Origin of the sequence: Pseudomonas sp. C9-3, from assembly GCF_032392015.1 — a bacterium.
Taxonomy (GTDB): domain Bacteria; phylum Pseudomonadota; class Gammaproteobacteria; order Pseudomonadales; family Pseudomonadaceae; genus Pseudomonas; species Pseudomonas nitroreducens.
Genome location: NZ_CP135919.1, coordinates 3,416,954 through 3,442,405, shown reverse-complemented (window position 1 = coordinate 3,442,405; position 25,452 = coordinate 3,416,954). Strand labels below are relative to the sequence as shown.

At 64.7% G+C, this 25,452-nt stretch carries 20 protein-coding genes; 5 read left to right on the top strand and 15 right to left on the bottom strand.

Annotated features, from left to right (window positions below):
• Window positions 1-7 precede the first annotated feature (7 nt).
• The 5 genes from RS899_RS15345 to puuE all read right to left on the bottom strand — a co-directional run bounded on the left by RS899_RS15345 (window position 8) and on the right by puuE (window position 5,213).
• The gene (locus RS899_RS15345; protein ID WP_315807461.1) at window positions 8-1,354 is read right to left on the bottom strand and encodes a nucleobase:cation symporter-2 family protein; all 1,347 of its coding nucleotides are present in this window, start codon (window positions 1,352-1,354) and stop codon (window positions 8-10) included.
• A gap of 442 nt (window positions 1,355-1,796) precedes the next feature.
• The gene (locus RS899_RS15340; RefSeq protein WP_315807460.1) at window positions 1,797-3,137 is read right to left on the bottom strand and encodes a urate hydroxylase PuuD; all 1,341 of its coding nucleotides are present in this window, start codon (window positions 3,135-3,137) and stop codon (window positions 1,797-1,799) included.
• 52 nt (window positions 3,138-3,189) lie between these two features.
• Window positions 3,190-3,696, bottom strand: coding sequence for an ureidoglycolate lyase (locus RS899_RS15335; RefSeq protein ID WP_045209032.1), 507 nt, complete (start codon window positions 3,694-3,696; stop codon window positions 3,190-3,192).
• Between the two features lie 69 nt (window positions 3,697-3,765).
• Window positions 3,766-4,281 (bottom strand): 2-oxo-4-hydroxy-4-carboxy-5-ureidoimidazoline decarboxylase, encoded by a 516-nt coding sequence (uraD, locus tag RS899_RS15330; protein WP_054910388.1) that lies wholly within the window; start codon window positions 4,279-4,281, stop codon window positions 3,766-3,768.
• Window positions 4,278-5,213, bottom strand: coding sequence for an allantoinase PuuE (puuE, locus tag RS899_RS15325; RefSeq protein ID WP_054910389.1), 936 nt, complete (start codon window positions 5,211-5,213; stop codon window positions 4,278-4,280). The genes uraD and puuE overlap by 4 nt, the downstream gene beginning before the upstream one ends.
• A gap of 408 nt (window positions 5,214-5,621) precedes the next feature.
• On the opposite strand from puuE, the gene uraH reads away from it, so the two are divergent.
• Together uraH and RS899_RS15315 are read left to right on the top strand one after the other, a co-directional pair.
• Complete coding sequence (gene uraH / locus RS899_RS15320; protein ID WP_024763899.1) at window positions 5,622-5,975, top strand: hydroxyisourate hydrolase; 354 nt, start codon at window positions 5,622-5,624, stop codon at window positions 5,973-5,975.
• A gap of 163 nt (window positions 5,976-6,138) precedes the next feature.
• A complete protein-coding gene (locus RS899_RS15315; RefSeq protein ID WP_315807459.1) occupies window positions 6,139-7,935 on the top strand; it encodes an ATP-binding protein in 1,797 nt (598 codons plus the stop codon).
• A gap of 111 nt (window positions 7,936-8,046) precedes the next feature.
• On the opposite strand, the gene RS899_RS15310 is transcribed toward RS899_RS15315, so the two are convergent.
• A complete protein-coding gene (locus tag RS899_RS15310) occupies window positions 8,047-9,393 on the bottom strand; it encodes an NCS2 family permease (protein ID WP_315807458.1) in 1,347 nt (448 codons plus the stop codon).
• A 394-nt stretch (window positions 9,394-9,787) separates the two neighbouring features.
• Between RS899_RS15310 and RS899_RS15305 the strand changes: the two genes are divergently transcribed.
• On the top strand, window positions 9,788-10,564 hold the full coding sequence (locus RS899_RS15305; RefSeq protein ID WP_054910392.1) for a GntR family transcriptional regulator: 777 nt from the start codon (window positions 9,788-9,790) through the stop codon (window positions 10,562-10,564).
• Between the two features lie 154 nt (window positions 10,565-10,718).
• Here the strand turns inward: RS899_RS15305 and RS899_RS15300 are convergent, their stop codons facing one another.
• The 4 genes from RS899_RS15300 to RS899_RS15285 all read right to left on the bottom strand — a co-directional run bounded on the left by RS899_RS15300 (window position 10,719) and on the right by RS899_RS15285 (window position 15,907).
• The gene (locus tag RS899_RS15300; RefSeq protein ID WP_315807457.1) at window positions 10,719-12,161 is read right to left on the bottom strand and encodes an efflux transporter outer membrane subunit; all 1,443 of its coding nucleotides are present in this window, start codon (window positions 12,159-12,161) and stop codon (window positions 10,719-10,721) included.
• Window positions 12,158-13,225, bottom strand: a complete 1,068-nt coding sequence (locus tag RS899_RS15295; RefSeq protein ID WP_315807456.1) for an HlyD family secretion protein — start codon at window positions 13,223-13,225, stop codon at window positions 12,158-12,160. Before RS899_RS15295 ends, RS899_RS15300 begins: the two co-directional genes overlap by 4 nt.
• Window positions 13,226-13,236: 11 nt before the next feature.
• Window positions 13,237-14,820, bottom strand: coding sequence for an MFS transporter (locus RS899_RS15290; RefSeq protein ID WP_315807455.1), 1,584 nt, complete (start codon window positions 14,818-14,820; stop codon window positions 13,237-13,239).
• Between the two features lie 163 nt (window positions 14,821-14,983).
• Entirely contained in the window at window positions 14,984-15,907 is a 924-nt protein-coding gene (locus tag RS899_RS15285) for a LysR substrate-binding domain-containing protein (protein WP_037017040.1), read from the bottom strand.
• Window positions 15,908-16,071: 164 nt separating this feature from the next.
• Between RS899_RS15285 and RS899_RS15280 the strand changes: the two genes are divergently transcribed.
• Complete coding sequence (locus tag RS899_RS15280; RefSeq protein WP_024763904.1) at window positions 16,072-16,494, top strand: universal stress protein; 423 nt, start codon at window positions 16,072-16,074, stop codon at window positions 16,492-16,494.
• A 262-nt stretch (window positions 16,495-16,756) separates the two neighbouring features.
• Here the strand turns inward: RS899_RS15280 and guaD are convergent, their stop codons facing one another.
• The 5 genes from guaD to RS899_RS15255 all read right to left on the bottom strand — a co-directional run bounded on the left by guaD (window position 16,757) and on the right by RS899_RS15255 (window position 24,609).
• A complete protein-coding gene (gene guaD, locus RS899_RS15275; RefSeq protein ID WP_315807454.1) occupies window positions 16,757-18,061 on the bottom strand; it encodes a guanine deaminase in 1,305 nt (434 codons plus the stop codon).
• Between the two features lie 149 nt (window positions 18,062-18,210).
• Window positions 18,211-19,062 (bottom strand): xanthine dehydrogenase accessory protein XdhC, encoded by an 852-nt coding sequence (gene xdhC, locus RS899_RS15270; RefSeq protein WP_233297899.1) that lies wholly within the window; start codon window positions 19,060-19,062, stop codon window positions 18,211-18,213.
• A gap of 192 nt (window positions 19,063-19,254) precedes the next feature.
• Window positions 19,255-21,645 (bottom strand): xanthine dehydrogenase molybdopterin binding subunit, encoded by a 2,391-nt coding sequence (xdhB, locus tag RS899_RS15265; RefSeq protein ID WP_315807453.1) that lies wholly within the window; start codon window positions 21,643-21,645, stop codon window positions 19,255-19,257.
• A complete protein-coding gene (xdhA, locus tag RS899_RS15260; RefSeq protein ID WP_054910399.1) occupies window positions 21,638-23,101 on the bottom strand; it encodes a xanthine dehydrogenase small subunit in 1,464 nt (487 codons plus the stop codon). Before xdhA ends, xdhB begins: the two co-directional genes overlap by 8 nt.
• A 371-nt stretch (window positions 23,102-23,472) precedes the next feature.
• Window positions 23,473-24,609, bottom strand: coding sequence for an alkane 1-monooxygenase (locus RS899_RS15255; RefSeq protein WP_037008772.1), 1,137 nt, complete (start codon window positions 24,607-24,609; stop codon window positions 23,473-23,475).
• A 183-nt stretch (window positions 24,610-24,792) separates the two neighbouring features.
• Between RS899_RS15255 and RS899_RS15250 the strand changes: the two genes are divergently transcribed.
• Entirely contained in the window at window positions 24,793-25,452 is a 660-nt protein-coding gene (locus RS899_RS15250; RefSeq protein WP_054910401.1) for a GntR family transcriptional regulator, read from the top strand.

Below are 25,452 nucleotides of genomic sequence, written 5' to 3'. Positions count from 1 at the left end.
AAGGGTTTCAGTGATGCCCGCAGAGGGCATCGCGGCCTTGTTCGCCGAGGATGTTGAAGAGGATGTTCAGCACCACGGCCCAGATCGCAGTCATCGCGATACCGCTGTGGGTGATCGGCTCCATCCACTGGGGCAGCGCAGCGAAGAAGTCCGGACGCACTACCGGCACCATTCCCATGCCAATGCTCACCGCCACCAGCAACTGGTTGCGACGGTCGACGATGTCCGCCTCGTGGAGGATGCGGATGCCGCTGGCGGCGACCATGCCGAACATGGCGATGCCGGCGCCGCCCAGAACGACTGGCGGAATCGAGGCGACCAGGAAGGCAGCCTTGGGCAGCAGCGACAGGGCGATCAGGAACAGCGCGGCGGCGGCGGTGACGTAGCGGCTGCGCACGCCGGTCATCTGCACCAGGCCGATGTTCTGGGCGAACGAGGAATGGGTGAAGGTATTCATGAAGCCGGCGATGAAGGATGCGCCGGCATCGCACAGCAGGCCGCGACGCAGGCGGTTGGGGCAGATTTCGGTCTCGGTGATCTTGCCCAGGGCGAGGAACATGCCGGTGGACTCGACGAAGATGATCACCACCACCAGGCACATCGAAAGCACCGGAGCCAGGTGGAATTCCGGGGCACCGAAATGCAGCGGCGTGACGATGTCGAACCACGGGCGCTGCTCGATGCCGTCCAGGCTGACCATGCCCATGCTGGCGCCGATGATGTAACCCAGCAGCATGCCGATCAGCACCGATACGTTGACCCAGAAGCCCTTCAGGAAACGGTTGATCAGCAGGATCACTGCCAGCACGAAGGAGGACAGGGCGAGGTATTCGATGGCGCCAAAGTTGGCGGCTGCCTTGCCGCCGCCGGCCCAGTTGATCGCCACCGGGAACAGGCACATGCCGATGGAGGTGATCACGGTACCGGTCACCAGCGGCGGGAAGAAGCGCACGATACGGCTCATGAAGGGCGCGATGAGCATGCCGAAGAAGCCGGCGGCGATGGTGGCGCCGAAGATGCCGGTCATGCCCACACCGGGCATTCCGGCCATGGCGACCATGCTGCCCACGGCGGCGAAACTGGCGCCCATCATCACCGGCATGCGGATGCCTACCGGGCCGATGCCGAGCGATTGCACCAGCGTGGCGATGCCAGCGACCAGTAGGTCGGCGTTGATCAGGAAGGCGATTTCTTCACGGGAGAGACCGGCGGCCTGGCCGACGATCAGCGGGACGGCGACGGCGCCGCCATACATCAGGAGAACGTGCTGGAAGCCGACCAGCAGCAGCTGCAGCAAGGGCAAACGCTGGTCGACGGGCGAGCCGGTATGGGAGCGCTCAGTTACCACGGACATGCAACACCTCGGTTTTTATTGTTGTCAGTCGCTGGTTGTCGGACGGGCACGACAACCGGGAAGTACTGGCCGATCTCACCCCCGGGGCCGAGCGGGTGAAGCGGTGCGGGACTTTATATCTTCGATGTGTATCGGGTTCAATCGTTTTTTGTATACAACTCGTCGGTCACGTTTTGTCTCCCTGGTGCTGCAGGGCTCTAGGGCGCGTGTTTCCTGGTCTCGGTATTTTTGTAGCCATTGGTCGAGTGGACTACATTTTTTGTTTCAGGGGGCGCTTTTCGTAGGAGCGAGCTTGCTCGCGAATGCAAACGCTCCCTGTCGCTCCGGTGCGCCGGGATGTCCTGTTCGCGAGCAAGCTCGCTCCTGCAGGGGGCGTGTCGGCGTTTCGTGGGTATAAAAAAACCGCACCCGAAGGTGCGGTTCTTCTGGCCGTGCCGCAGGCTCAATTAACCTGGGCACCCTTGGAGATCCAGTCTCCAACGAGCTTGCGCTCTTCCGGGGTCATCTGCGTGATGTTGCCCAGCGGCATGACCTGCGAAGCCACGGCCTGCGCCTGGATGCGCGGGGCGAGCTGCTGGATCTGCTGCGGGGTGTCGAACATCACGCCGGCCGGCGCGGTGCTGAATAGATTGCTGGTCGGCTTGGCCGAGTGGCAGACGGCGCAGCGTTCCTGGATGACGTGATGGACCTTGTCGAAGCCTTCGGTCGAGCCCGCGGCGGCGGATGCCTGGGCCGGAGCGGCCTGAGCCTGCTGGGCGGCAGCGGCCTTGGCGGCTTCCTCTTCCTTGGCGCGCTCGGCCGGGGTCTTGCCGCCAACGGCGGTTTCCGGCAGCGGCTGGTACTCGACTTTCTGAGCTTGCGCGGTGGAGGAGGCGGCGTCGCTGGTCGGCCAGCTCGGGCCGGTGACGAAGGCCAGGGCGATCATGCCGACGGCGCCGGCGGGTAGGGCCCAGGCCATGCCGTTGCCATTGTGGCGGGTGTTGAAGTAGTGACGCACGATCACCGCCAGCGCCGCGATGCAGGTCAGGATCAGCCAGTTGTAGTGGCTGCCGTAGGTGCTCGGGAAGTGGTTGCTGATCATGATGAACAGCACCGGCAGGGTGAAGTAGTTGTTGTGGCGCGAGCGCAGCAGGCCCTTGGCCGGCAGCACCGGATCGGGCTCGCGACCTTCCTCGATGGCCTTAACCAGCGCGCGCTGGGCCGGCATGATCACGCGGAACACGTTGCCCACCATGATGGTGCCGATGATGGCGCCCACGTGCAGGTAGGCACCGCGACCGCTGAACACCTGGCTCAGCAGGTAGGCGGCGAGGACCAGCAGGCCGAACAGGATGGCGCCGAGCAGGGTGGGCTTCTTGCCCAGCGGCGAGTCGCACAGGGTGCTGTAGATGAACCAGCCGGCGATCAGCGAGCCGATGCCGATGGCCACGGCAGCGGCCGGGGCGAGGTCGCTGCCCGGTGCGATCAGGTACAGGGTCGGGTTCAGGTAGAACACGATGGTCAGCAGGCAGACGCCCGACATCCAGGTGGAGTAGGCCTCCCATTTGAACCAGTGCAGGTTGTCCGGCATTTTCGGCGGAGCGAGTTTGTACTTCTCCAGGTGGTAGATACCGCCACCATGGATCGCCCAGAGATCACCGGAGAGCCCTTCGCGCGGGTTGGCGCGATTGAGGTTGTTCTCCAGCCAGACGAAGTAGAACGAAGCGCCGATCCAGGCAATGCCCACAATCATGTGGACCCAGCGGACCAGCAGGTTCAGCCATTCGATGAGATGTGCTTCCACAGTTTTTACCTCTTGCCCGGGTGCCGCCGTCGCGGCAGGCGGGCCTCTCTTATTAGTTCGCTTGGGGGTCGAGGAGGAGCTGTTCGTCCTCGGTGAAGAAATGCTCGTCGCAGTTGTTGCCAGAACCGCTGCGATCGACCACCAGGAAGTCATCCCGCTTTTCGATCGTCAGCACCGGGTGGTGCCAGACGCCGCGGTGGTAATTGACGCCCTGCTTGCCGTTGGACAGGAAAGCGCGGACGAGGCCCGATACAGGTACATCGCCAAGGGGCGCGACCACGATCAGAAAGGGGTTGCCGAGCAGCGGAATGAACGCCTGACTGCCCTGCGGATGACGCTCCAGCATGCGGATGCGCAAGGGCATCTCCAGTGATTCGGCGCTGAAGATGCTGATGATCGCCTTGTCATCGGGCTGCGCCGTTTCGACGGTGGCGAGCTTGTGATAACGGCGGGTGGAGCCGTTGTTGATCATGAAGAAATCACTGCCTTCGGTTTCGATGACATCACCGAATGGGGCGAAGGCTTCCTTGGTCAACGGCTCGATCTTCAGGGTACGCATGGCTGGTCTTCTTATATCGTTGTTCGCATGGGCCCCTTCCAGTGGGAAGGGGAGTGAAGGTCCGCTGGCTCAGAGCTGCTGCAGGCGGAACATCGCGATCTTGTTGATCTCCGCCAGGGCAGTCTGGAATTCCTGCTCCGGCGTGTTGTGGATGCGCTCTTCGAACGCGGCCAGGATCTGGTGGCGGTTGCTGCCCTTCACAGCCTTGATGAAGGGGAAGCCGAACTTGGCCTTGTAGGCGTCGTTGAGTTCGGTGAAGCGGGCGAACTCTTCGGCGGTGCAGTCCTGGATGCCGGCACCGGCCTGTTCGGCGGTGCTGGAGGCGGTCAGCTCGCCGCGGACGGCGGCCTTGCCGGCGAGGTCCGGGTGCGCGTTGATCAGGGCCAACTGCGCGTCGTGGCTGGCGGACAGGAGGATGTCGGCCATGCGCTGCTGCAGCAGTTCGATGTCGTTCAGGCTGTCGTCGACGCCGAGGTCATAGGCCTTCTCGGCGACCCATGGGGAGTGCTCGTAGATGTCGGCGAAGGCGGCGACGAAGGCCGCGCGGTCGAGGCTGGCCGGGGTGAGGGTCTGGAAGCGGCTCATGCCGGGTTCTCCTGCGCTTTGAACGGGTGGTTCTCGTGCCAGTGTTTGGCGATGTCGACGCGGCGGGTGATCCACACCTTCTCGTGACCTTTAACGTACTGGATGAAGCGCTCCAGCGAGGCCATACGCGCCGGACGGCCCAGCAGGCGGCAGTGCATGCCGATGGAGAGCATCTTCGGCGCGCCCTCGGCACCTTCGGCGTAGAGCACGTCGAAGGCGTCCTTGAGGTATTCGAAGAAGTCGTCGCCCTTGTTGAAGCCCTGCACCTGGGTGAAGCGCATGTCGTTGGTGTCCAGGGTGTAGGGGATCACCAGGTGCGGCTTCTCGGCGGTACTCGCCGGGTCCCAGTAGGGCAGGTCGTCGTCGTAGGTGTCGGAATCGTAGAGGAAGTTGCCGTCCTCGCGGACGATGCGGCGGGTGTTCGGGCCCAGGCGGCCGGTGTACCAGCCTTGCGGGCGCTGACCGGTCAGCTCGGTGAGGATGCGCACGGCCTCGAACATGTGTTCGCGTTCCTGCGCCTCGTCCATGTACTGGTAGTCGATCCAGCGGTAGCCGTGGCTGCAGATCTCGTGGCCGTCGGCGACCATCTGGCGGATCGCTTCCGGGTGGCGCTGGGCGGCCATGGCCACGGCGAACACGGTCAGCGGCAGGTCGTACTTCCTGAACAGCTTGAGCAGGCGCCACACGCCGGCGCGGCTGCCGTACTCGTACAGCGATTCCATGCACATGTTGCGCTCGCCCTTGAGCGGCTGGGCGGCGACCATCTCGGAAAGGAAGGCTTCGGATTCGGCATCCCCGTGCAGGATGTTGCGCTCGCCGCCTTCCTCGTAGTTGAGGACGAAGGAGAGGGCGATGCGCGCATCGTTCGGCCAGTGCGGGTGGGGAATGTTGTTGCCGTAACCGATCAGGTCGCGTGGATAGTCAGCGCTCACTGCAGTGTTCCTTCTTGTGGTTGGCGGTCGGCGCCGGGTCGGTAGACCGTGCGCTGCCGTGATGTGTGCATTGTATACAAAATGTCAGGCGGTCTGTAAATACAATCCGCGCAACGGTCGTTTCAATCCCTTCGCCTCACGTGCGGTGGCTTTGAATGCACTGGATGCCGCGTAATGGCGCGGCATACGCCCGGTCGCTGGCTGGTTCTGCACGCTGGTACTGGTTCTGGAAAAGATGCTTTTTGCAGAGATGAAGCACTTTTTTGTATACAATTGATCATGTCGCTGGGTATATTCGGTCCGACCAAAAGCACCCGCGCGCTGTTCAATGGAGCAGTGCGCCGATATCGATCAACAAGACAGAGGAGGAAGGTGTCCGCCGGCGCCGCCGCCAGACACCGATAGCCCATGGGACGCTTGACCACTCACGTACTGGATTCCGCCCACGGCTGCCCGGGCCATGGCATCAAGATCGAACTGTTCCGTGTCGAGGGCCAGCAGCTCGAGCTGATCGCCACCCGCGTGACCAATGATGACGGCCGCTGCGACGAGCCGCTGCTGCAGGGCGAGGATTTCCGCGCCGGCGTCTACCAGCTGCTGTTCAATGCCGGCGACTACTACCGTGCCCGCGGCGTCGAATTGCCCCAGCCAGCCTTCCTCGACCAGGTCGTCCTGCGCTTCGGCATCGCCTCGGAAAGCGACCACTACCATGTGCCGCTGCTGATCTCCCCCTACAGCTATTCCACCTATCGCGGCAGCTAGTCCCCGCCCGTAGGTCTTCCCCCCGACTCTTCGTGGAGTCTTCCTCGGCCCGCCCACACTGCGGGCTTTTTTTTGCCCGTCATTCAGCAATTTGCATGCAATTTGTGGGCGCAAGCGTGGTAGTTGGACTAGAAGGAGAGGTACCGAATTAGTGAGAAGTCGCATGAGCAGAATCCTGATCGTCGATGAACAGCCGGTTACTCGCCATGCGCTGCGCCTGATGATGGAGGCGGACCGGCACGAGGTGGTCGGCGAGGCGGACAACGGCCCCGAGGCGTTGCACCAGGCGCGCCTGTGCAAGCCGGACCTGATGATCCTCGAACTGTCGATTCCACGGCTGGGCGGCCTGGAGGTGCTGCAGCGCCTGATCGCGCAGGAGTCGCCGGTCAAGGTGCTGGTGCTCACTTCGCAGGACTCCGAGTATTTCGCCGGCCGCTGCCTGACCGCAGGCGCTGCCGGCTTCGTCAGCAAGCAGGAAGACCCGCAGGCCGTGCGCGAAGCGGTGCGAGCCATCGCCCAGGGGCACAGCTACTTTCCCAGCCACGCCCTGGGTAGCGTGAATGCGGCGGAGGAAGCGGGGCATGGCGGCCTGCTCAAGGACCTCTCGGTGCGCGAGCTGAGCGTGCTGCGATTGCTGGCCCAGGGCCTGAGCAATATCGCCATCGCCGACCAGTTGGCCATCAGCGACAAGACCGTGAGCACCTACAAGGTGCGCCTGATGCAGAAGCTGCACGCGAAGTCGCTGGTGGAGCTGATTGATATCGGCCGGCGGCACGGGCTGGTGGATGGCGGCGGCACGATGGTGGAGACATCTCCAGCAGCAGAACTTGATATGGAGCAGCGGCGCGAGCTGGACCAACTGCGCCAAATGGTGGACACATTGCCCTATCCCATGACGATTCGGGCACTCGATGGTCGTGTTCTGTTCTGCAACCAGACCGCTCAGCGCATTCTGGGCGTCCCTCTGGAGGAGGTGGTCGGGAAGTGGTTGGGGGAGCTTGGCATCTTTACCGAGACGCCCGAGGTTGATCTCATGCACGAGCGTCTGGTTTCTGCAATCGCCAATGGCGAGTCTCGCGATTCGGATGTCGAGGTGCGGACGATCAAGGGCCGAAAGGTCTTCCACCATTGGGTGCGCCCCTATCGCGATAGCAATGGCGCGCTGCTGGGCGCTGTCTGCGGCGCGATCAATATCACCGATCAGGATGACCTGGTCCGTGCCTTACGCAATGCCAACGCTCGTATCGAAACGATCAGTCGCGGCAAGACACAGTTCCTCGCGGGGATGGGCGGCGAGATGCAGGGCCCCCTGCAAAGTATTGTCGCCATGATTGACCTGGCACTGAATCAGGATGACCCCGGACGCCAGCGCGAACCGCTGTCGGTGGCCCGTTTGGTGGCCGGCAACCTGTTGCATGTTCTGGACGATCTGCAGTCGCTCAATCGTGCCAAGACTGGTCGCCTGCAGTTAACGATGGAAGAGATCGACCTGAAAACGCTGGTCAGCCGTCAGGTCGAATCGCTGCGAGAGTCTGCGGTGGCGAAGGGAATCGAACTGGAGACGAACTTCGACCTGGCACTACAGCCGCGCGTGTGGGGAGATCCGACGCGCCTGCGGCAGGTGCTGCAGAATTTATTGGCGAATGCCGTCAAATTCACTGAGCACGGTTCGATCATCGTGCGTCTTTTTGCCAGGGGGCAGGGCAAGGGGATGGTGCGGATTCAGGTGGATGTGATCGATACCGGGGTCGGAATCTCCGACGCTGAGCAGGCATATCTCTTTGAGCCCTTTGCCTACGATCTGGATGGCCAGCGCATCGGCAGGGGCGGATCGGGCCTCGGGCTGGCCCTGTGCAAAAGCCTGGTGACCCTGATGGGCGGTGATATATCCGTCAAGAGCCGCCTGGGCGTCGGTACCGAGATCAGTTTCAGCGTGATCGCCCCGGACGCCGCTCCCTGAGGCAACCGATGAGGGTGCACGGTTGCTGCATGCTGGCATGCTCGAGGAGACGCTTAGTCGAAGGCCCCGGCAGATGCCGGGGCCTTCGTTTCTGTCAGGCGCAGCGGCTACTCAGAGGAAGATGAACTTCGCCACGAAGATCGCACACAGCGCGTACAGGCTGATGGTCACGTCCTTGTGGCGGCCGGTGAAGACCTTCATCGCCACGTAGGTCACGAAGCCCAGCGCGATACCGTCGGCGACCGAGAAGGTCAGCGGCATCATGATCACGGTGACGATCGCCGGGATGGCCTCGGTGTGCTCGTTCCAGTCAATGTGGGCCATGCCGCCCATCATCAGCATCGCAACGTAGATCAGCGCGCCGGCGGTGGCGTAGGCGGGGATCATGCCGGCCAGCGGGGCGAAGAACATCGCCGCGACGAACAGCACGCCGACCACTACGGCGGTCAGGCCGGTACGGCCACCCGCAGCGACACCCGCAGCACTCTCGACGTAGCTGGTCACCGGCGGCACGCCGAGCACGGCGCCGAATGCGCTGGAGGTGCTGTCGGCCTTCATCGCTTTCGACAGGTTCTCGATGCGACCGTCCTCGCGTACCAGGTGCGCCCGTTGCGCGACGCCCATCAGGGTGCCGGCGGTGTCGAACATGTGCACGAAGAGGAAGGCCAGGATCACGCTGATCATGGTCACGTTGAACGCGCCGGAGATATCCATTGCCAGGAAGGTCGGCGCCAGGCTCGGCGGCATGGAGAACACGCCGCCGAACTTGACGATGCCCAGGGCGATGCCGGCCACGGTGACAGTGAGGATGCTGATCAGGATGCCGCCGAACACGCGGCGGTATTCCAGCACCGCGATCATCAGGAAGCAGATGGCGGCGAGCAGCGGGCCGGGGCTGGTCAGGTCACCCAGGTGAACCAGGGTGGCGGGGCTGGCAACCACGATGCCGGCAGTCTTCAGGCCGATCAGCCCAAGGAACAGGCCGACACCGGCGCCCATGGCGAAGCGCAGGCTGACCGGGATGCTGTTGAGCAGCCATTCGCGAATGCGCGAGAAGGTCAGGATCATGAACATGATGCCGGAGATGAACACCGCACCCAGTGCGATCTCCCAGCTGTAGTTCATGGTCTTGACCACGGTGTAGGTGAAGAAGGCGTTGAGGCCCATGCCCGGCGCCAGGCCGACCGGCCAGTTGGCGTACAGACCCATGAGGAAGCAACCCAGCGCAGCAGCCAGGCAGGTAGCCACGAAGGCGGCGCCGTGGTCGATGCCGGCGTCGGCCATGATGTTGGGGTTGACGAAGATGATGTACGCCATGGTGATGAAGGTCGTGAGACCCGCGGCGAGTTCGGTCTTCACGGTGGTGCCATGCTGGCTCAGCTTGAACAGGCGTTCGAGCAGGCCGGTGGCGGGGGGACTGGATGCAAAGGCTTGTTGTTCTTGTTTGGTGCTTTCCACAGCGGTACTCCTCAACGCTCTTGTTGTTGGTCCCTTGCCGTCGGCTGGTTCACCTGCGTCCCTTGCGCTAACGGAAAGAGTTGTGAGGGTGTGAATGTTGACCTTTGGGTCAGGAAGTCACGCCGCGATTATGCAGTTGTGTACAAAAAGTTCAAATAATGTTTAGTGTCCCGCCGAAAGATTTTTACAAGCAAAGCGTCGGAATGGTCGCACGCTGACCTTCGCCAAGCTCCTGCGCCGCGCGGCCTTGGGGTTGACGGCGAGTCGCTCATGACGGCTGCACGATAGTGGCCACTTTGTGTACACTGTGCGCCATGCCTGGCCCGCGGCCAGCTTCACTCCCGCCCCACGGATTTCGCGCCGGTTCGCACCGGCTGAGCAGGGTTCGACTCCGATGACCGACCAGTTGCAACAGATCAGGAAGCAGCCGCGCAATGGCAAGGCGCGCAGCGGCACTCAGGACGAGATCGTCTATGCGCATATCTTCGACGCCATCCTCGAGCAGCGCCTGGCTCCCGGCACCAAGCTGAGCGAAGAAGCCCTGGGCGAAATCTTCGGCGTCAGCCGCACCATCATTCGTCGCGCTTTGTCGCGCCTGGCCCACGAGCAGGTCGTGCTGCTGCGCCCGAACCGTGGCGCCGTGGTGGCCAGCCCGAGCATCGACGAAGCCCGGCAAATTCTCTTCGCTCGCCGCACCGTCGAGCGCGCGATCACCGAGCTGGCCGTGGACAACGCCAGCGGCGAAACCCTGGCCGAGCTGCGCGACATGGTGAAGCAGGAGCAATCCAGCTTTGCCCGTGGCGACCGTGGCGCCGGCATCCGCCTTTCCGGCGAATTCCACCTCAAGCTGGCCGAGATGGCGAAGAACGCCCCGCTGGTGGTGTTCCAGCGCAGCCTGGTGTCGCAGACCTCGCTGATCATCGCCCAGTACGAAAGTGGCGGCCGCTCGCACTGCTCGTTCGACGAGCACAACGAGATCCTCGACGCCATCGAGAAGGGCGACAAGGAAAAGGCCGTGACCCTGATGATGCACCACATGGCGCACATCGACGACAAGCTGAACCTGGACGTGGACGGCGCCTCCGGCGATCTGCACGCAGTGTTCTCGCACCTGCTGGCCGGCAAGAAGAAGCCCCGCCGCAGCAAGGCGGACGCTGACTCGGCGGCCTGATCGCCGAGCCAGAAAAAAGCCCCGCATCTGCGGGGCTTTTTCGTTTCTGCACGGGGCGTTTTTCGTATTCGTCCTGGCGCGAAGCGCTTTTCGTAGGAGCGAGCTTGCTCGCGAACCTGCCTTGCGCCGGAGAGTGAAGCGAGCAAGCTCGCTCCTACAGGGATTGGGCGCTTTCCTCGGCCTGCTGCCATCCGCCACCCAGGGACTTGTAAAGCAGCACCAGCGTGGTTGCCACGGCTTCGCGGCCGCGCACCTGCTGTTCCTCGGTGGCCAGCAGTTCGCGCTGGGCGCTGAGCACGTTGAGGAAGTCCACCGCGCCGGCCTTGTATTGCTCGCGGGCGTTGGCCAGGGCGGTGCGGCCGTGTTCGGCAGCGCTGTCCAGGCTGGCCAGGCGGCGCTGGTCGGCGGCGTAGTCGGTGAGCGCGTCGTCCACTTCGCGCCAGGCGTTGAGCACCGTGCGGCGGTAGGCGATGGCCGATTCCTGCTGCTGCGCTTCGCGCAGGGCGAGCATGCCCTTCAGCCGGCCGCCTTCGAAGATCGGCAGCGACAGGCTCGGGCCAATACCGAAGGTGCGGCTGTTCCAGTCGCCGAAGTTCGACAGCTGCAACGCCTGGAAACCGAAGCTGCCATTGAGGCTGATGCGCGGGTAGAAGTCCGCCTTGGCCACGCCGATGCTGGCGGTGGCGGCGTGCAGGGTAGCCTCGGCACGGCGGATATCCGGGCGGCGCTGGGCCAGTTCCGAGGGCAGGCCGACTGGCACGCCGCGCGGCGGCTGCGGCACCGGCTTGGTTTGGGCGAGCTCAGCTTGCAGCGCGCCGGGCGCTTCGCCGAGCAGGTAGCCCAGGGCGTTGATCAGTCGCGCCTGGCGCTTCTGGCTGTCGGGCAGGCGTGCCTCGATGCTGGCCACCTGGGTCAGCGCTTCGGCCACGTCCAGCTCGGTGGCGACGCCGTCTGCGCGGCGCAGGCGGGTCAGCTCCAGGCTGCGCTGGGCGATCTCGAGATTGCTGCGGATGATCGCTTCCAGGTCCTGTTCGGCGCGCAGTTGCAGGTAGTTGCGCGCGGTTTCGGCGAGCACCGAGACCAGTATGTCGCGGCGGCTTTCCTCCGTCGCCTGCACGTTGGCGTCGGCGGCCTCCAGCTCGCGGCGCACACGCCCCCAGAAGTCCAGCTCCCAGGACAGATCGAAGCCACCGTCGAGTTGGTTGAAGTTGTCCTTGCCGGCTTTGCCGGATGGGTCGCTCAGGCCGACCTCGCTGTTGCGCTTGCGCTGGTAGCCCAGGTCCGCACCGACGTTGGGCACGGCATCGCCGCCTAGTGCCTGGCGGATCGCCCGGCTCTGCTGCAGGCGCGCATCGGCCTCGCGCAGGTCGAGGTTGGCATCCGCCACTCGGCGTTGCAGGTCGTTGAGCTGCGGGTCGCCCAGCAGCGTCCACCACTGCGCTTCCAGCGGCGCATTGAGTGCCTGGCTCGGTGCATCACCACGCCGGGCAGACCAGTTCACTGCGTCGGCATCGTCCGGGCGCTGGAAGTCCGGGCCGACGCTGCAGGCGCCGAGTGCGAGCAGAGCCAGAAAGAGAGGCGTGCGTGCGGCGATCATTGCACGGCCACCTTCTGCTCACCGTCGGCGTGCTTGCCGGTGTCGATCCGCGCGATGACCGACATACCCACGCGCAGCTTGTCGCGCAGCGGCTGGTCGGCGTCGAGGACGATCTTCACCGGGATGCGCTGGACGATCTTGGTGAAGTTGCCGGTGGCGTTGTCCGGCGCGATCGGCGCAAAGCTCAGGCCGGTGGCCGGGGCGATGCTGTCGACGTGGCCGCGCAGTTTCTTGCCGGGGAAGGTGTCGATGCTGATCTCGACCATCTGGCCGGGCTGCACGTCGGTGAGCTGGGTTTCCTGAAAGTTGCCGACCACATAGGCGTCCTGCAGCGGCACCACGGCCAGCAATGCATTACCCGGTGTGGTGTAGGCGCCCACGCGCACGGCGCGGCGGCCGACCATGCCGTCGAAAGGCGCACGGATTTCCGTATACGACAGGTTCAGTTGCGCCTGCTGCAACTGCGCCTGTCCACGTTTCAGCGCGCCGAGGGCTTCGGCCTGCTGGGCCAGCAGCACGTCGAGTTGCTTGCGGGCGGCGAGGGCGGCGGCCTTGTTCTTGTCGAGCACGGCTTTCGCCGAGTCGACACGCGAGCGCGCCTGCTGGGCGTTCTGCAAGGTGCCGGCGCCTTGGCTGGCGAGGTGCTGGTAGCGGTTGAATTCCTGCGAGGCGAAGGTCAGCGCGGCCTGGTCGGCTTGTACCTGGGCGGCGGTCTGGGCAATCACTGCCTGCTGGCGTTCCAGGTCGGCAGCGACGTGGTGGTGACGCGCCTCGGCGGCCAGCACGTCGGCTTCGGCAGCGGCCAGCGCGGCGCGGTAGTCGCGGGCGTCGATGCGCGCCAGGACCTGACCCGCCTTCACCGACTGGTTGTCGTCCACCAGCACTTCCTCGATGAATCCGGCGACCTTCGGCGCCACCAGGGTGAAGTCCGCATGGACATAGGCGTCGTCCGTGCTCTGCTCACGGCTCGGGCCGAGCAGGCGCAGCAGCAGGTAGACGACAAGGGCGAGCAGCAGCACGGCAACCAGGGCCAGACTGCCGCGACGGGAGCTCAGTTTCGACATGGGCAGACCTATCAATGAGTGGGGACGACGGGGCGCGGCGGGTAGACCCGCAGCGGCATCAGGGGAATCAGGACGAGCAGGGCGGCGGCCAGCCAGGACATCGCCAGCAGGGTGTCGGACGCGGCGAGCACGCCGGCCTGGCCGCGCACCTGCCCGGCCAGCCGGCCAACGCTCTCGGCGCCGCCCAGTTGCTCCAGGCGCAGGCCGAGGGCTTGCGAGGCGTTGCCCAGGTGGTCGACCAGGCGGTTGGAGTGGTAGTGCTCGCGCCAGGTCATGAGGAACGAGACGATGGCGCTGCCCAGCACTGCGGAGAAGCCGCGCACGCTGTTGAACCAGGCCGAGGCGAACGGCCCTTCGATGGGCGCAACCACGCTGGTGGCGGACATCAGCAGCGGCACGATGGCCATCGGCTGGCCGATGATCTGCAGCGCCAGCAGGGCGTAGAAGTTCTCCCGCGTCCACTCGCTGGTCAGCTGGCTCATGCCAAAGGCCGAGAGCCCGCACAGGCTGATGCCGATGGCCAGCACCCAGCGGCAATCCACGCGTGGGATATTGCACAGCGCGGCCACCAGCGGCAGCGAGATCAGTTGCGGCAGCGCCACCAGCAGCGCCATTGGCGCCGATTGCAGCGGGCGATAACCGTGGGCCGAGGCCAGGTACGACGCCGGCACGCCGGAGCAGGCTCCGAGCACCACCAGCACACCGGCGAGGGTGATCAGCGAGTGGGTGAAGTTGCGCCGCTTGAGGATGTCCAGGCGGAAGAACGGCAGCGGGTGCGTCCACTCGTTGACGAAGAACGCCACCAGCAGCCCGGCGCCGCCGATCACCAGCAGGGTGATCAGGTCCGACTCGAACCAGTCCAGGCGCTCGCCCTGTAACAGGCCGATCACCAGCATGAGGATGCCTGGCAGGCCAAGTGAAAGGCCCACGTAGTCGAACTGACGCAAGCGTTCCAGGCGCAGCGGGTCCTGCGGGATGCCCCAGGCGACGGCAGCGAGCGCCACGGCGCAGAGCGGAATGACCTGCCAGAACACCCAGTGCCAGCCCACGAATTCGGTCCATAGCGCCGCCAGGGGCATGCCCAGGTTGGGCGCGAAGGTGGCGGTCAGCGCATAGGCGCCCAGGCCGTAGAGCTTGATGCCCGGCGGCAGGAAGCGCAGCGCCACGGTCATCAGCATCGGCGGCATGCAGCCGCCGGCGAAGCCTTGCAGCAGGCGCAGCAGGTAGAGCGTCTCGACGTTCGGCGCGAACGGGCAGAGCAGTGCCAGCAGGGCAAAGGCGGCGATGGCGCCGAGAGTGAAGCGGCGCAGCGAGACGGTGACCGAGAACCAGGGCGCAAAGGCCATGGCGGCGACCTGCGCCGCCGAATACAGGGCGAGCAGCCAGGTGCCTTCGTCATGGCCGATGGACAGTGCGCCGCGCACGTCGGTCATGGCGAGGTCCGTGACCTTCTCGTTGAGCCCGGCGCTGAGGGAGGCGATCAGCACGCCGAGCATGCCGACCACGATGCGCAGGCCGAACGGCTGGGCAGCAGCTGGCGTGGCGGGCTTGGCCGGTTGCGGACTGGCGGCGGAAATCGGGGCGAGCGCGGTCATGGCCGGCCGCCACGGGGGTGGCCGATGCCGCCGCCGGTAGGCGGTGATGTACAAGGCATAGGAATCAACTCGGGTATTTGCGACCGAGTCTAGGGAAGGTCGATAGCTGTGGAAATTGAAATGATTGCAGCTAATCAGTGTGTTTGACGCACTGGTCTCACGATCAGCTCAGCAGGCCGGAGCTCTCGCGCAATTCAATGCACACACGCTTCACCGTCTGTCGCAGCCAGCTGTGCGCCGGGTCGTTGTCGAAGCGCGGGTGCCAGGCCTGGAGGATCACCACGGATTTCAGCGGCAGCGGGATGTCGAACTGGCGCAGGGCGAAGCCCAGGCGGTCCAGGCGCCACAGCGAATGCTCGGCGATGGGCAGTACCAGGTCGGATTCCAGCAGGGCGAAGATCGAGGAGTGGAAGGTCGGCGCGGTCAGGCGGATCTCGCGGCGCAGACCGAGGTTCGCCAGTTCCTCGTCGATTGGCCCGATGGCTCGGCCGCGGCGGGACACGCTGATCTGCGGGAAGGAAGCGAAGCGCTCCGGGGTGATCTCGTCGTCGAAGATCGGGTGGTCGCGCCGCGCCAGGCCGACGAAGTTGGTGGTGAACAGCGTCTGCGTGCGGATTTCCGGCTCCAGCGTCGAGGTGGCGCCGATATAGAGGTCGATGCGGTTCTGCCGCAGGGCTTCGTCATCGAAGTCCGCTTCCGGGGCAATGCGCAGGCTGCAGCGAGGCGCTTCTTCCTTCATCACCGCCAGCATGCGCGAGGCAAAGCCGCCCACCAGCACGTTGTTGGAGCGCAGCACGAAGCAGCGCTCAAGCTGGTCCATGCGCAGGTTTTCCTTGGCGTTGAACAGGCGCATGGCGTGTTCCACCAGGTCGCTGACTTCCTCGCGCAACTGCAGTGCGCGAGGCGTCGGCACCAGGTTGCGCCCGGCACGAACCATGATCGGGTCGCCCACCGCCTCGCGGATGCGCGACAGGGTGCGGCTCATCGCCGGCGGGCTGAGGTGCATGCGCCGCGCGGCGCCGACCACGCTGCCTTCTTCGAGCAGGATGTTGAGGGCGACCAGCAGGTTGAGATCGGGCAGGGCCATGGTGACTCCGAAGGATTGGCGCGTTGCCATTCATGTTCCATTGCGACGGGCTCGATGGGCAAGCGTGCGTTTGACGCAATGGTTCATTACGTTTTGCGTGCCTTTACGGTGCGCGCCCTGGCCCGAAGAATGGCGGCGGATTTCGTTTCATGAAGGAGAAAGGCATGTTCAAGCGGATTCTTCTGGCCATCGACGGCGCGGCGCAGTCGCCGCGGATCATTGCCAGCGCCGCCGAGCTGGCGCGGTGCAGTGATGCGGTGGTGCATGTGGTATGCGCCGTGGACCGCGCTTTCGCGATGCCGCGCCAGGATGCGCTGGAGTACCCGCCGGCGGAGCAGGAGCAGCACGAGGCCCAGGCGCTGGTGGATGACGCCGTGGTGCAGTTGCAGCCGTGTGTGGCGACGGGAGCGGTGGTGGCCGGAGATCCGGCGCGCGCGATCCTGCGCGAGGCGGAGCGGCTGGAGTGCGACCTGATTGTGATCGGCCATCGACACCTGGGGCGCATTGAGCGCTTGCTCGATCCATCGGTGGGGCAGCGGGTGATCGAGCGGGCGCCGTGTCCGGTGCTGGTCGAGGTGCGGGAGTAGCCTGCCTGTTGGCTCTGTGCCGTGCGGTTCGCGAGCGCGCTCGCTCCTACGAAGAGCGCATCAGTACGAACCTGTAGGAGCGAGCTCGCTCGCGAACCCGCCCAACGCAGCGCTCGACAGGCCAATCGTGGACAGCGTCCGCTCCTGCGCTGGCCGGGGAGTGCGGCACCCCTGTGGGAGAGGGGCGTGCGAAACAGAAAGAAAAGCGGCCCCGGCGCCGGGTTGGTCCTGAGCGAGGACCCGGCGCCGAAGCCGTAAGGGGTCAACCGCGGCGATGCACGTTGCGGCCGTGCGCGAAGGTTTCCTTCACGGTACGGTCGTCGCCGAGGATGACCAGTGCGAAGAGTTTCTCCTCCAGGGTTTTTGCCTGCTGCAGGCGGTAGTCCAGCAGCGGGGTGGCCTTGTAGTCGAGCACCACGAAGTCGGCCTCGTTGCCCTGGGCGAAGCTGCCGACCTTGTCTTCCAGCTCCAGCGCGCGGGCGCCGCCGAGGGTGGCCAGGTACAGCGACTTGAACGGGTCGAGCTTGATGCCCTGCAGTTGCATGACCTTGTAGGCTTCGTTCAGCGATTGCAGCTGGGAGAAGCTGGTGCCGGCGCCGACGTCGGTGCCCAGGCCGACTTTCACCTTGTACTTCTCCAGCTTCGCCAGGTCGAACAGGCCGCTGCCGAGGAACAGGTTGGAGGTTGGGCAGAAGGCCACGGCCGAGCCGGTTTCCGACAGGCGCTGACACTCGCCGTCGCACAGGTGCACACCGTGGGCGAACACCGAGCGCGGGCCGAGCAGGCCGTGGTGGTCGTAGACGTCCAGGTAGCCCTTGCGCTCCGGGAACAGCTCCTTGACCCACTCGATTTCCTTGAGGTTTTCCGACAGGTGCGTGTGCATGTACACGCCCGGGAATTCCTTGAGCAGTCGGCCGGCGGCGTCGAGCTGTTCCGGGGTGCTGGTGGGGGCGAAGCGCGGGGTCACGGCGTAGAGCAGGCGGCCCTTGCCGTGCCAGCGCTCGATCAGGGCCTTGCTGTCGGTGTAGCTGCTTTCGGCGGTATCGGTCAGGTAGTCCGGGGCGTTGCGGTCCATCATCACCTTGCCGGCGATCAGGCGCAGGTCGAGCTTTTCCGCAGCGCCGAACAGCGCGTCCACCGACTGCGGGTGCACGGTGCCGAACACCAGTGCGGTGGTGGTGCCGGCGCGCAGCAGTTCCTTGAGGAAGATACCGGCCACATCGGCGGCGTGGGCCGGGTCGGCGAACTGCTTCTCGGTGGGGAAGGTGTAGGTGTTCAGCCAGTCCAGCAGCTGCTCGCCGTAGGAGGCGATCATGCCGGTCTGCGGGTAGTGGATGTGGGTGTCGATGAAGCCGGGGGTGATCAGCGCATCGCGGTACTCGACCACTTCCACGCCGCCCAGTTGCGGCAGTAGTTCGGCGGCGTGGCCGAGGCGGGCGACCTTGCCGTCTTCCACCAGCAGGATGCCGTCCTCGAAATACTGGTAGGACTGCTCCACACCGACTTCGGCCGGGTCGGCGACGCTGTGCAGGATGCTGGCGCGGTAGGCTTTGGCTTGAGTGCTCATCAATCTCTCGCAAATCGAAAAATATCGCGTCTTTGGACGCTGTTCGATGGGTATCGCTTCGCTCCACCCATCCTACGGAACGTTGGGTCTTTTTTTGTAGGATGGGTGGAGCGCAGCGATACCCATCACGAAGCCAGGCATGTTGCTTATCAGGCGCCGCTTTCGGCGGTGCGCGCGCGGCGGCTGTTGGGTAACAGTTTGGCCACGGTGTTCTCGCCCTTGCCGGTCTCCTGACCGAAGGTGGCGTTGTAGGTGGCGATGACTTCGCCGGCGATGGACACGGCGATCTCAACCGGCAGCTTGCCCTTCACTTCGCTGATGCCCATGGGGCAGCGCATGCGCTGCACGGTGTCGGCGGCGAAACCGCGGTCGCGCAAGCGGTGTTCGAACTTGGCGCGCTTGGTGTCCGAGCCGATTAGGCCGAAGTAGGTGAAGTCGTTGCGCTCGAGGATCTTCGCGGTCAACTCCAGGTCCAGGGCGTGGTTGTGGGTCATGACGATGAAGTAGCTGCCGGCGGGCATTTCGTCGATCTCGTCGATCACATCCTCGTTGATCACTCGGGTCACACCCTCGGGGATATGGCCGGGGAATTCGGCCTCCCGCGAGTCGATCCAGCGCACCTTGCACGGCAGGCTGGCAAGCAGTGGTACCAGTGCGCGGCCAACATGGCCAGCGCCGAACACGGCGATGTGCGCCTGGGGCTGGCCCATGGGTTCGAACAGCAGCACGGTGGCGCCGCCGCAGCACTGGCCGAGGCTGGCGCCGAGGCTGAAGCGCTCCAGCTTCGGCTCGCGCTCACGGGCCAGCAGCATCTCGCGGGCGATGGCCATGGCCTTGAATTCGAGGTGGCCGCCGCCGATGGTGTCGTAGATCTTGTCGGCGCTGACGACCATCTTCGAGCCGGCGTTGCGCGGGGTCGAGCCGCGTTCTTCGATGATGGTCACCAGCACGCTGGCTTCGGCGCGCTGTTGCAGGTCGGCGAGGGCACTGATCCAGTTCATCGTATCGAACCTCGGAGGTGGCTTTTCTGTAGGAGCGAGCTTGCTCGCGAACGAGTTTCCCGGCAGCTCTGTAGCTGGGCGGTTCGCGAGCAAGCTCGCTCCTACAATTTGGAGTCAGGGTGGGGCGCCGCTGGCAGGGCGGAGGACGGAAGTGGGGACGTCTCTCCCTGCCAGCGGTGCCCCATGGTCACATCACGCCGGCTCGACCTGAGCCGGTGCTTTCTCGGCCTGCGCCAGCTTCAGCTTGCGCATCTGCTCCACGCCCCAGAGGACGCGCTCGGGGGTGGCCGGGGCGTCGATCTGCGGCTGGGCGCGGTAGTCCGCCAGGCTCGCCACGGCGTCCTTGATCGCGCAGAACACCGAGATGCCCAGCATGAACGGCGGCTCGCCGACGGCCTTGGAGTGGAACACCGTCTGTTCCGGGTTCTTGCGGTTTTCCACCAACTTCACCCGCAGGTCGATGGGCATGTCGGCGATGGCCGGGATCTTGTAGCTCGCCGGGCCGTTGGTCATCAGCTTGCCCTTGGCGTTCCAGACCAGTTCTTCCATGGTCAGCCAGCCCATGCCCTGAACGAAGCCGCCTTCCACCTGGCCGATGTCGATGGCCGGGTTCAGCGAGGCGCCGACGTCGTGGAGGATGTCGCTGCGCAGCATCTTGTACTCACCGGTGAGGGTGTCGACGATCACTTCCGAGCAGGACACGCCATAGGCGAAGTAGTAGAACGGCCGGCCGCGCGCCTGGCTGCGATCGTAGTAGATCTTCGGCGTGCGGTAGAAGCCGGTGGAGGAGAGCGATACCTGGCCGAAGTAGGCCTGTTGCACCAGTTCCTCGAAGGGCAGAATCAGGTCGCGCACACGCACCTGGTTATTGCGGAACTCGACGTCATCCTCGGTCACCTTCCAGTGCTTGGTGGCGAACTCCACCAGGCGCTGCTTGAGGATTTCGGCGGCGTTCTGCGCGGCCTTGCCGTTCAGGTCGGCACCGGAGGACGCAGCGGTCGGCGAGGTGTTGGGCACCTTGTCGGTGTTGGTCGCGGTGATCTGCACGCGGTCGATGTCGACCTGGAAGACCTCGGCGACTACCTGGGCGACCTTGGTGTTCAGGCCCTGGCCCATCTCGGTGCCGCCGTGGTTCAGGTGGATGCTGCCATCGGTGTAGATGTGGATCAGCGCACCGGCCTGGTTGAGGAAGGTGGCGGTGAAGCTGATGCCGAATTTCACCGGAGTCAGCGACAGGCCTTTCTTCAGCACCGGGCTGCTGGCGTTGAAGGCGCGGATTTCGGCGCGACGCTTGGCGTACTCGGCGCTGGCTTCCAGTTCCTCGGTCATTTCCTCCAGCAGGTTGTGTTCGACCTGCTGGTAGTAGTGGGTGACGTTGCGCTCGTCCTTGCCGTAGTAGTTGCGCTTGCGCACTTCCAACGGGTCCTTGCCCAGATGGCGCGCGACGGCGTCCATGATCTCCTCGATGGCGACCATGCCCTGCGGACCGCCGAAGCCGCGGTAGGCGGTGTTCGACGCGGTATTGGTCTTGCAGCGGTGACCGTTCACCGTGGCGTTGCCGAGGAAGTAGGCATTGTCCGAGTGGAACATCGCGCGGTCGACGATGGAGCCGGAGAGGTCCGGCGAGTAGCCGCAGTTGCCGGCCAGCTCGATGTTGATGCCGTGCAGCAGGCCGTCATCCTCGAAGCCCACGTCGTATTCGACGTAGAAGGGGTGGCGCTTGCCGGTCATCTGCATGTCTTCGACGCGCGGCAGGCGCATCTTCGTCGGGCGGCCGGTGAGGCGCGCGATCACGGCGCACAGGCAGGCCGGTGCAGCGGCCTGGGTTTCCTTGCCACCGAAGCCGCCGCCCATGCGGCGCATGTCGATGACCACCTTGTTGAAGGAGATGCCCAGCACTTCGGCTACCAGCTTCTGCACTTCGGTGGGGTTCTGCGTGGAGGTGTAGACGATCACGCCGCCGTCTTCGGTGGGCATCACCGAGGAAATCTGCGTCTCCAGGTAGAAGTGCTCCTGGCCGCCGATGTGCAGGGTGCCCTGGATGCGGTTCGGCGCGGTGGCCAGCTTGGCCTCGGAATCGCCGATCTTGTGCTGGTGGCTGTCCAGCACGAAGTGCTTCTTGCGCAGCGCCTCGACCACGTCGAGCACTGGTTCCAGGTCCTCGTACTCGATGATCGCGGCCATGGCTGCCTTGCGCGCGGTTTCCAGGCTGTCGGCGGCGACGGCGATGACCATCTGGCCGACGTACTCGACCTTGCCGTCCGCCAGCAGCGGGTCGCCGGCGACCACCGGGCCGATGTCCAGCTGGCCGGGCACGTCATCCTTGGTGATGGCGATGGCGACGCCGGGGAACTGGTAGCAGGGGCTGACGTCCAGCCTGGTGATGCGCGCATGGGCGCGGTCGCTCATGCGGGCGTAGACGTGCAGCTGGTTGGGGAATTCCAGGCGGTCGTCGATGTATTGCGCTTCGCCGCTGACGTGTTTGGGCGCGCTCTCGTGCTTGACGCTGCGGCCGACGCCGGTGGTCAGGTCGGCGCGGAACAGCGCAGTGAGTTCTTCCTGGCTCTTCTGGGGCTTATGCATAGTGGGTCACCCGGGTCACGGCCTGAGGGGCTTCCAGTTCCAGGAAGCACTTGCGCAGCAGGTTCTGCGCGGTGAGCAGGCGGTATTCCTTGCTCGCACGGAAGTCGGTGAGCGGCGCGAAGTCCTCGCTCAGGGCCTGGGCGGCGCGTTCGAAGGTGGCGCTGTTGAAGGTCTGGCCGAGCAGCGCGGCCTCGCAGGCCTTGGCGCGCTTCGGAATCGCCGCCATGCCGCCGAAACCGGTGCGCACCGCGGTGATCTTGCAGTTCTCGACGGTGACGCTGAAGGCGGCGCACACGGCGGAAATATCGTCGTCCAGGCGCTTGGAGACCTTGTAGGCGCGGAACGCCTGGCTGGCCTGCGGACGGGGGATAATCACCTGCTCGATGAACTCGCCTTCCTGGCGCGCGGTGACCTTGTAGTCGATGAAGTATTCGTCGATCGGCAGTTCGCGGCGTTCGGCGCCCTTGCGCAGCACCAGGCGCGCGCCGAGGGCGATCAGCAGCGGCGGCGAGTCGCCGATGGGGGATGCGTTGCCGATGTTGCCGCCCAGGGTGCCCTGGTTGCGGATCTGCAGCGAGGCGAAGCGGTGCAGCAACTCGCCGAAGTCCGGGTAGTCGCGGGAGAGCGCTTCATAGCAGTCGGTCAGCGGAGTCGCCGCGCCGATCTCGATGCGGTCGTCGAAGACTTCGACGCGCTTCATTTCCTCGACATGGCCGACGTAGATCATCACCGGCAGTTCGCGGTGGAACTGGGTGACTTCCAGGGCCAGGTCGGTGCCGCCGGCCAGCAGGCGTGCTTGCGGGTTGGCGGTGTAGATGTCGGCCAGGTCGGCGATGGTCAGCGGCAGCAGGCAGCGCTTGTCGCCGCTGTTGAGCTCGGCGGTTTCGTTGGGCGCGATGGCTTTGAGCTGGGCGATGATTTCCGGCTGGGCGACGTCGAACTGGTCGGGCTGCTTCTGGCAGCAGGACTGCTCGGCGGCATCAAGGATCGGGCGGTAGCCGGTGCAGCGACACAGGTTGCCGGCCAGTGCTTCATGGGCTTCGGCCTTGCGCTCGTCGGCGGTTTCGCCGGCGGTGTTCTTCTGCAGCGCGAACAGCGACATGACGAAACCGGGGGTGCAGAAGCCGCACTGCGAGCCGTGGCAGTCGACCATGGCCTGCTGTACGCCGTGCAGTTCGCCGCGGTGCTTGAGGTCGTCGACGCTGATCAGCTGCTTGCCGTGCAGCGAGGAAACGAAGGTGAGACAGGAGTTGAGGGTGCGGTAGCGGATGCGCTCGGCACCTTCTTCACCGACCAGCTCGCCGACCACCACGGTGCAGGCGCCGCAGTCACCGGAGGCGCAACCCTCCTTGGTGCCGGTCTTGCCCAGGGTCTGGCGCAGGTAGTTGAGCACGGTGAGATTGGGATCGAGGCGGTCTTCGACGCGCAGCTCGCGATTGAGCAGGAACCTGATCAAGGCTTGCCTCCAGGCTGATTCTTGTTTTTGGTAGGGCACTGGATGGCGAATTTATGGAAAGCTGACTTTTGAGTCAATAAAATTTCTGTCCGAATAGTCAGAAAGTTTTTCCGGGATGATGAATGGTGATGGGGGAGCCGCTTTTCGTAGGAGCGAGCTTGCTCGCGAACCGCCGCAATGACCGGTCTGCACCGTGTCAGGCCGGTAGGATGGGTGGAGCCTAAGCGATACCCATGCTGTCTTCGCACGGTAATTATGGGTATCGCTGCGCTCCACGCCATCCTACGAGGAGCGGCCCGATGCAGGGCGGCAGAAAGAAAAAAGGCGGCAAGCCGGGGTAGGGCTTGCCGCCAAGGCGTGGAACTCGTCGATCAGGCTTGCTGGGTAGCGCTCAGCTGGTATTCCTCACCGGCGTAATAGGCGCGCACCCGGCGGTCCATCACCGCGCGCCAGAGCGGCGGGAAGAGCGCCAGGACGATCATCCCGGCATAGCCATTGGGCAGTTGCGGGCTTTCGTCGAAGTGCCGCAGCACCTGGTAACGGCGCTTGGCGTTGGCGTGGTGGTCGGAGTGGCGCTGCAGGTGGAAGAGGAACAGGTTGGTCAGCAGGAAGTTGCTGTTCCAGGAATGCTCGTGCGTGGTCCGCTCGTAGCGCCCGGTTTCGAGGCGGCGCCGGTGCAGCCCGTAGTGCTCGACGTAGTTGACGATCTCCAGCAGGGTGAAGGCCATCACCGATTGGCCAATGAAGTAGACCGCGCCGATCCAGCCGAAGGCGACCGTGAAACCGACCAGGAACAGCGCGCTGATGACGTACCACCAGATCAGCTCGTTGCGCCAGTGCAGCGCCGGCAGGCCCTTGCGCTTGAGGCGCTCCTTCTCGAGCTTCCAGGCATTCAGGAAGTTGTGCTTGTAGGCGTGGGGCAGGAAGGCGTAGAGGCTCTGGCCGTAGCGCGAGGACGAGGCGTCCTCCGGTGTCGAGACGTGCACATGGTGCCCGCGCACATGCTCGACCTTGAAGCCCGCGTAGCACACCGCCGCCAACAGCAGGCCGCCGGCGTTCTGTTCCAGCTCCGGGTCCTTGTGGATCAGTTCGTGGGAGACGGTGATGCCGATGGCGCCCATCACCGTGCCCACCGAGAGAATCCAGCCCAGTTGCCCGACCCAGTTCCAGGCGTCATAAGTGGCCAGCACCCAGCCGCCGTACACCAGCATGCCCAGCAGCAGCGGCACCGTCAGCAGGCTGAGGAAGCGGTAATAGCCCTCGCGCTCCATGGGCGGGACTTCCTCGATCTCATCCGGGTTGGCCGGGTCGCGGCCGACCACGAAGTCCAGCAGCGGGATCACCCCGAACACCACGGTGATCACCAGCCAGGCCCAGGCATTGGGATAGTTGCTGCCGTAGGACCACCAGTAGCTCACCGGAATACCGAAGACCGGCACCAGCCAGATCCAGTAGCCGGCTTTCTTGAGACGCAACATCCAGGCAGGGGAAAGGAAAAAAGCGAACATGGACGACTCCCGATACGTCTCTTGTGTAGGATTGTCGGACAATCCTGCGCCTGTTCCTGCCACTGGACGCACCAACCTTTGTTCTGTCGTCCACCCGGCACGGGAGATGGCGCGGTAACACCCTGTGTTACACTTCGCCTCCGCACCATCCCCTCGAAAGCGCCCCGATTCTTAAGGACAACCATGACGTTCAAGGCCCCGGACAGCCTGGCTGAGCAGATCGCGCATCACCTTGCCGAACGCATCATCCGGGGCGAACTCAAGGAGCGCGAGCGCATCCAGGAACAGAAGGTCACCCAGACCCTCAATGTCAGCCGCGGCTCGGTGCGCGAGGCGCTGCTGATCCTCGAGCGCCGTCACCTGGTGGTAATCCTGCCGCGGCGCGGCGCACAGGTGTCCGAACTGTCCCCGGCGCACGTCGAAAGCCTGTATTCGCTGGTCATCGAGTTGTACATCATGCTCGCCAGCAGCGTGGCCCGGACCTGGCGCGAGGAGGCTGACCTGGCGCCCTTCATGGCGATCCAGCAACGCCTGCTGGAGAACCTCGAACGCGGCGACATCAATGCCTTCGTCGAGTCCAGCTTCGACATCATGCGCGCCGCTTTCCCGTTCGCTGGCAACCCCTACCTGCAGGAAACCGTGGAAAATCTCCTGCCGGCCATCAGCCGCACTTATCATCTGGCCCTGGAACGCCGCAAAGGCGAGATGAGTCAGTTCATCGGCAGCTTCGAAGACCTGCTGCGCGCGGTGGTCGGGCGCGACGAAGCCGGCATCCGCGCGGTGCTGCTCGACTACGGTCGGCACAACAGCCAACTGGTCCTGGCCGCTCTGGCTGAACGATAA